The sequence below is a fragment of the Anaerococcus sp. genome (genome assembly GCF_022770135.1).
In the GTDB taxonomy this organism is placed as follows: Bacteria; Bacillota; Clostridia; order Tissierellales; family Peptoniphilaceae; genus Anaerococcus.
In genome coordinates this window covers 1-6398 of the sequence record NZ_JALEIL010000092.1, presented here as the reverse complement: position 1 = coordinate 6398, position 6398 = coordinate 1, and the positions used below count along the sequence as shown (strand labels likewise).

6 protein-coding genes are annotated in these 6398 nt (G+C 37.9%); all 6 read left to right on the top strand.

Annotation, left to right across the window (positions count from 1 at the left end; translation table 11 throughout):
* Nucleotides 1-832 (top strand): toprim domain-containing protein (locus tag MRZ08_RS04215; protein WP_297379620.1); only part of this gene is annotated, 832 nt, incomplete at its 5' end.
* A gap of 8 nt (nt 833-840) precedes the next feature.
* Nucleotides 841-3285: a DNA gyrase subunit A gene (gene gyrA / locus MRZ08_RS04210; protein ID WP_297379617.1), complete on the top strand. Its 2445-nt coding sequence runs from the start codon at nt 841-843 to the stop codon at nt 3283-3285.
* A complete protein-coding gene (locus tag MRZ08_RS04205) occupies nt 3278-3583 on the top strand; it encodes an STAS domain-containing protein (protein ID WP_297379615.1) in 306 nt (101 codons plus the stop codon). Before gyrA ends, MRZ08_RS04205 begins: the two co-directional genes overlap by 8 nt.
* A gap of 1 nt (nt 3584) precedes the next feature.
* On the top strand, nt 3585-3920 hold the full coding sequence (locus tag MRZ08_RS04200) for an anti-sigma regulatory factor (protein WP_297379612.1): 336 nt from the start codon (nt 3585-3587) through the stop codon (nt 3918-3920).
* On the top strand, nt 3920-4687 hold the full coding sequence (locus tag MRZ08_RS04195) for a SigB/SigF/SigG family RNA polymerase sigma factor (protein ID WP_297379610.1): 768 nt from the start codon (nt 3920-3922) through the stop codon (nt 4685-4687). Before MRZ08_RS04200 ends, MRZ08_RS04195 begins: the two co-directional genes overlap by 1 nt.
* A 105-nt stretch (nt 4688-4792) precedes the next feature.
* A complete protein-coding gene (locus MRZ08_RS04190; protein WP_297379608.1) occupies nt 4793-6097 on the top strand; it encodes a DUF438 domain-containing protein in 1305 nt (434 codons plus the stop codon).
* The last annotated feature ends 301 nt before the right edge of the window (nt 6098-6398 follow it).

Sequence of the window (6398 nt, the reverse complement as noted above, 5' to 3'; positions counted from 1 at the left end):
AGCCTATCTAGAGGAAAACCCAAAGCCTGCCAAAAATATAATAGAAAAGGCCCTAGCATCCAGAAGAGCGAGGGAAGCTGCAAGAAAGGCAAGAGACCTAACCAGGAAAAGATCAATCCTAGATTCGACAACTCTGCCAGGAAAACTTGCCGACTGCCAATCAACCGATCTTTCAGAAAATGAAATCTTCATAGTCGAGGGTAATTCTGCGGGAGGATCTGCCAAGGGTGGAAGAGATAATAGGATTCAAGCAATTCTTCCTCTTAGAGGAAAAATCATGAATGTAGAAAAGGCAAATCTCGATAGGATCCTAAACTCAGAAGAGATTAAGGCTATGATTACAGCCTTTGGTACAGGAATAGGCAAGGAATTTGATATTTCTAAGCTCCGCTACGGTAAGATTATAATCATGACCGATGCCGATGTCGACGGAGCCCACATCAGAACTCTTCTTTTGACCTTCTTCTATAGATACATGAAGCCACTAATAGACGAAGGCCACGTATATGTCGCCCAACCACCTTTGTATAAGATAAGTCATGGCAGAAATGAACGCTATGTATATACAGATGCTGAAAGAGATAAGGTTCTTAAGGAACTTGATGTAGATAATTACAAGATAAACAGATATAAGGGTCTTGGTGAGATGAATGCAGATCAACTATGGGATACTACAATGGATCCAGATCACAGGGTTCTTCTAAGAGTAAATGAAGACCTAGATTCAACTAGTACAGATGATACTTTCTCACTTCTAAGGGGAGAGAAGGTAGAACCAAGACGTAACTTTATCCAAGAAAACGCCAAGTACGTATCAAATATTGACGTATAGGAGGCAAAATGATAGAAGATAACAATATTATTAATGTAGACCTAGAAAAGAAGATGAAGGACTCCTATCTCGAATACTCCATGAGTGTAATCGTATCAAGGGCCCTTCCAGATGTAAGAGATGGTCTAAAACCAGTTCATAGGAGAATCCTCAACGGAATGGAAGGCTTAGGACTTGATCCAAACAAGCCTACCAGAAAATCCGCCAGGGTAGTCGGTGATGTAATGGGTAAATATCACCCTCACGGTGATAGTGCTATCTACGATGCCTTGGTAAGACTTGCCCAAGACTTCTCAACCAGATATCCTTTGGCCCAAGGTCAAGGTAACTTCGGTTCAATCGACGGAGATGACGCAGCTGCTATGCGTTATACAGAAGTTAGAATGAGCAAGATCGCCAAGGAGATGCTAAGAGATATCAACAAGGATACGGTCGACTTTATGCCAAACTTCGACGAAGAAGAGCTCGAACCAGTTGTCCTTCCTTCAAGATTTCCTAATCTTCTTGTAAATGGATCAAACGGTATAGCTGTAGGTATGGCTACAAATATGGCCCCTCACAACCTAGGAGAGTCAATCGATGCCTGTATAGCCTATATGAAAGATCCTGAAATCTCTATTGAGGATTTAAACAAAATAATACCAGGACCAGACTTTCCGACAGGAGCCTACATCCTTGGTAAATCAGGAATAAAAGATGCTTATACCACAGGACGAGGCAGGGTTAAGCTTCGTGCTGTTGCCAAAATCGAACCCTTTAAGAAAAATAGAGAAAGAATTATAGTTTCAGAAATCCCTTACCAAGTCAACAAATCAAGACTAATAGAAAAGATGGCAGACCTTGTAAAAGAAAAAAGAATCGATGGCATATCTGACATCAGAGATGAATCAGATAGAAAGGGAATGAGGATTGTAATAGAGATCAAAAGAGACTCTAATGCAAATATAGTCCTCAATAACCTCTACAAATACACTCAGCTCGAGACAACTTTCGGAATAATAAACCTCGCCCTAGTAGACGGTGTGCCTAAGATTTTAAATCTAAAGGAATTAATCGAATACTATATCGACCACCAAAAGGATGTAGTTACAAGAAGGACAAGCTTTGACCTATCCAAGGCTAAGGCTAGAAAACACATTGTAGAAGGTCTTATTATTGCTATAGACAATATAGATGAGATAATAAGAATAATCAGGTCTTCTTATGACAATGACGAGATTAAGAAAATATTCTTTGAAAAATTCGGCCTTACAGACAAGCAATCTCAAGCCATCCTTGATATGCAACTTAAAAGACTATCAGGACTTGAAATTGATAAGTTAAATGCTGAAAACAAAGAGCTAGAAGAGACTATAGCATATCTTCTGTCTATCCTAAATTCAGAAGAAAACCTCCTCAATCTAATAATCGATGAGATGGAAGCGATAAAAGAGAAATTCTCTGATGACAGGAGAAGCAAGATCATACCAGATGAAGGTGAAATCGAGATAGAAGAGCTAATCGAAAAAGAAGATGTTCTCCTTACCCTAACCAAAGATGGCTACATCAAAAGACTCCCTATAGATACCTACAAGGTACAAAACAGGGGCGGCAAGGGGATAGCTGCAGGAAATACCAAAGAAGGAGACTTTATCAAGAAGATAAAGACAACCAACACCCACGAGGACCTCTTATTCTTCACATCCTTTGGTAAGGTCTACTCTCTAAAGACTTATGAAGTACCAGAAGGAAGCCGCCAATCAAGAGGAATTGCGATTATCAATATCCTAAAGCTCGAATCTGGAGAAAAGATTACAGAAATGATGACCTTATCCGAATTAAACAAGGATAGCCAAATAGTCCTACAGACCAAGATGGGTACAATCAAGAAAACTGATGCCGAAAACTTCACCAATATTAGGAAAAATGGAATCATAGCCATATCCCTCAAAGAAGACGATAGGCTAATCTCAGTTAGACAAATAGATAAGGAAGAAGAGCTAATTATATCTACTAAAAATGGTATGACCATCCAATTTAACTCAGCCGATCTTAGATCTATGGGAAGAATCGCCCAAGGTGTAAGGGCAATCAAGCTCGATAAGGACGATGAAGTTGTATCTATGAATATAAAAGGTGATGAGACCTACCTACTTGTCGTAACAGAAAACGCCTACGGCAAGAAGACCTCCTTTAACAATTTCAAAAACCAAAACAGGGGTGGCAAGGGTGTCAAATGCCACAAGGTTACAGAAAAAACTGGAAAAATAATAGATACTTTACCAGTTGACCTAGATAATGATATAATGATGGTATCCCTATCAGGTGATATGATAAGATTAAATGTAAGGGACATATCTATAACAGGCAGAAACACAGTAGGTGTCAAGCTTAAAAACCTTACAGACGAAAATGACAGGATTGTTTCAGTAGCTAAATATAGCACTTTGGAAGAAGAGGAAGAAGATGTTTAAGGCAAATATAACAGAAGAAAATGACAAGCTAGTGCTAGATCTTTCTGGAGATCTCGATGTATATTCAGAAGAAGAATTCAAATCTCTTATAGAAGATGAAATAGAGACTGTGAACAAAGATATAATAATAGATATCAAAAATCTTGACTATCTTGACTCAACAGGTCTTGGTATGTTTATGAAAATATACAAGCTTAACGAGGAAAGAGGAAAAAAAGTAAAGATAATCAATCCAAAAGAAAATATCTTAAAGCTTTTCAAGATTACAGATCTTACAGAAATATTTGAGATGGTGTGATATGGAAAAACTAAGCATTAAAATCCCTGCAAATAGCCTCTATATCAAGTCATTGAGGCTCTTTGCAGCAAGCCTTGCCTCAGACTTAGGCTTTAATATAGAAGAAGTTGAAGACATAAGAGTAGTAGTATCTGAGGCAGTAAATTACAAGCTAAACGAAGAAGACATCACAATAAACTTCTATGCAGAAGAGAAAAATCTAAAGGTAGAAGTCATAGGCAAGGACAGAGAACTAGAGCCAAGAGCCCTCTCCATGAGAGACTTAATCCTAGAAGAATTATGTGATGAGCTAACAATCGAAGATGAAAAGATTCTACTAACAATAAGGGCAGAATAATGTCTAAGTCAAGCAAAAAAGAGCACAAAGAGGCCATTCAAGAAAAATTCGAAGAGTATTATAAGACTCGCGACATAAAACTTAGAGATGAGCTTATCGAAGAGCATATGTATATAGTCGATATATTATCCAACAAATACGTAGGCAAGGGAATCGAAAAAGACGATCTCTACCAAGTAGCAAGCTTAGGCTTAATATATGCTGTAGAAAGATATGACCCAACCAAGGGCTTTGCCTTTTCATCCTTTGCAACCCCAACCATAATGGGTGAGCTTAAAAGATACTTTAGAGACAAGGGTTGGGTAATCAGGGTTCCTCGTAGGATACAAAACCTTTACAAAAAGATCAATACAGCCAAGAAAATCCTCCCTCAAGAGCTTCAAAGAACACCAACTATAAGAGATATAGCTGATTATTTGGGAGAAGACGAGGAGACAATACTCGAGACTATGGAAGCAAGTAAGGTCTATACTCCCCAATCCTTGGATATGAAATACCAAGTCCAAAAGGGAGAAAACGCCATCGACTTATCAGATATGATTGGAGAAGATGACAAAAACTTCGATTCAATCGAGCTTAAAGATCTGATCGATAAGTCCAAAGAAAGATTAAACGACCTAGAAAAAGAAATCTTAGAACTTAGATACTACGAAGGAAGAACCCAGGTAGACATAGCAAACACCCTGGACATAAGCCAGATGACAGTATCAAGAATAGAGAAAAAAATATTACAAAAATTCAGTATAGAATTGGAAAAGATGAAATAGAGATCTCGCTTAAGCGGGGTCTTTTTCTTCGCTTGTAACATATGTTACTGATTATTATTCTCAATAGCTATATAATAAAACCAGTTAAAACATATGGAGGCAATTATGAAAGTTGATATAAACAAAACAGTTTTTGATTTAATAGAAGAAAAACCAGAACTTAAGGATATACTTACAGAAATAGGCTTTAAGGGATTAGACAATCCAATTTTGCTCAAAAGTATGGGAAAGAAAACATCCCTCAAAAGAGGAGCGAATCTTATGGGCATAGAAAATCTAGCAGATAAGATAGAAAACTATGGTTATGAAGTTTGCGATTCTTCACTAGACCCAGAAGTAATCAGGAGAAAAGAACTGATCAAATCATATATCTCAAGACTTTCTGAGGGAGAGGACCTAGAAAGGGTAAGGAAAGATTTCAAAGAAAACTTCCAAGGAGTTTCATCATCAGAGATAATGGATGCGGAAGAAGAACTCCTACAAGCTGGAATCGATAAGGACGAAGTTAGGAGACTTTGCGATGTCCATTCTGCCCTATTTCATGGTATGACTCATAAGGAGAAGAGCAAAGAAGAAAGCGAAGATCCTTTTATCTCCTATATGGAAAGGGAAAATGAAAAGATAAAAGAAATCATAAAAAAGGCCAAAGAAGACAAAGATTACGAGAAGCTAATGTCTATAGGAAGTCACTACAAGAAAAAGGGAGACCTAATCTATCCTCTCCTTAAGGTAAAATACAATAAGCCAGGTCCATCAGATGTCATGTGGGCTGTCGATATAGAAATAGCTAAGGCTATTAGAAAGGCTATAAAGAAAAAAGACGAGAAAGCCCTAAACGAAGCCATCCAAAGGGCAGAAGAGATGACCTACAAGGAAGACAATATCCTCTTTCCCCTACTAGAGGAAAATGTAAAAGGGGAAGACTTAGCCCTCCTCTACAAGGACCTAAAAGACTACGACCACTCCCTAATTTCCTATGAAGAAATAGAAGATGAGGATAAGAAAAGCATAGAAGAAGATGGCTTTGTAACTTTCAAGAAAGGCAAACTAAGCTACGATCAAATCGAAGCGATATTTGATACAATGGACCTAGAGCTTACCTTTGTCGATGATAAGGATATAAACACCTACTTCAACGACCATGAGGGAAGTAAGGTCTTTAAAAGACCAGAAAGCGCCCTAGGCCGCCCAGTCTACTCCTGTCACCCACCCAAGGCAGAACCAATAGTAAGGGGACTAATCAAAGACTTCAAAGAAGGAAAAAGAGACGAGTTCAGACTAGTAAGACCTATAGGAGGCAAAGATACGGCAATTACTTACTATGCTGTAAGAGATAAGGAAGGAAACTACAAGGGAGTCCTAGAAGTCGTCCAAGACTTAAGCTTCTACAAAGATTATCTTATAAAATAGAATAAAAGTTTTGATGTTTTTAAATCTTCCAACTAGTGTGTAACTAAGAGGGAGATTTTTTATTTTAGAGGGAGAAGAAATAAATTTAATTGTAAATAAAATACTTTTGAAAAGGGTATAGATGGACTAAAACAGGAGGAGATTTGATGGAAGTTTTTAATTTATTTGATCATATAAAGTTTTCTGACCTAGAAGAAATTGAAGAGGGGATTTTTGAAAATGAGAAGGTCAGGGCTCTTAGGACCATGTCCCTCAACCAAGTGACAGGCTTTATGGTCCAGGATGAGGATGAGTTTGTTAT